This window comes from Polycladomyces subterraneus (assembly GCF_030433435.1).
Classification (GTDB): domain Bacteria; phylum Bacillota; class Bacilli; order Thermoactinomycetales; family JIR-001; genus Polycladomyces; species Polycladomyces subterraneus.
This window is the reverse complement of sequence record NZ_JANRHH010000005.1, coordinates 1-814: the sequence shown is the minus strand read 5'-3', so window position 1 is coordinate 814 and position 814 is coordinate 1. Positions and strand designations below refer to the sequence as shown.

Annotated in this window: 1 protein-coding gene; it reads right to left on the bottom strand. The window is 41.3% G+C overall.

Translation table 11 applies throughout. The features are described from left to right. Nucleotides 1-113 precede the first annotated feature (113 nt). Complete coding sequence (locus NWF35_RS00790; RefSeq protein WP_301237210.1) at nucleotides 114-266, bottom strand: hypothetical protein; 153 nt, start codon at nucleotides 264-266, stop codon at nucleotides 114-116. Nucleotides 267-814 lie beyond the last annotated feature (548 nt).

The window sequence follows — 814 nt, the reverse complement described above, 5'->3', positions numbered from 1 at the left end:
ACATCTTCATATTGTGATGGATGGAAGAAACCCGGCCGACAGTTATTTCGTATGTTAGTCAAAGCCCGTATTTCCCTGTTTTCAAGGGTTTTCTTGAGAGCAAAGTGTGTTTCTTATTCCAAGCGTTTAAAGTTTGAGTTTATGTCCGCAAGTTTGGCGTCTATCTCATCGAACCGTTTTTCAAAATTCCGTTCCATCCAATCAAATCGTGCGTCCAGTTTCTGCACGGCCTCCAATATGGCGTTCAACATTTCTTTTTCGCTCATATCGGTTTCCTCCTCGTATCCCCTCAGTTANNTCGAAATTCAATTCCCCTAGCATCAACCGAATGCGTACCGTCCACAACACGCAACATTAGGGGGTTCAAATATGAAGTTTTTTTCCCACGAGTATCCAAACGGGAGTGAATAGGGATCAAAGTATGCTAATACAAAAGTATGATTACATGATAAAACTATTGAATGAGATGAAATCCTTTTTTGTATGAAAACCCAGTCTCCAACAGCGAGAAATCGCTTTCACCACTGATGCTTTCGTGGAACTTAAAAATCTCGAAACAATTTTTTTGAAAAGACCATTCCACTTTATCGGAAAAGAGTATATAATATAAATGTGACATCGGCGAACGTGATTGAGTTTCAAACAGCGCTCTGTAATTTAACGCAAGCCCCCCTTGCAATACTCGTTTTTTCAATTGGATACAAGTTTGACCCCCTTGAGTGAAAGGGCCGGCAATGTAGCCGGCCCTTTCACTTTGTTCCTCTCACTGCGATTTACAGAAAAAGTTGCCTGGAATCCCACGGTTTCAATCGTG

Excerpts from the sequence above, each read along its gene's own strand:
- NWF35_RS00790 (WP_301237210.1), bottom strand. The coding sequence starts at position 266 with ATGAGCGAAAAAGAAATGTTGAACGCCATATTGGAGGCCGTGCAGAAA.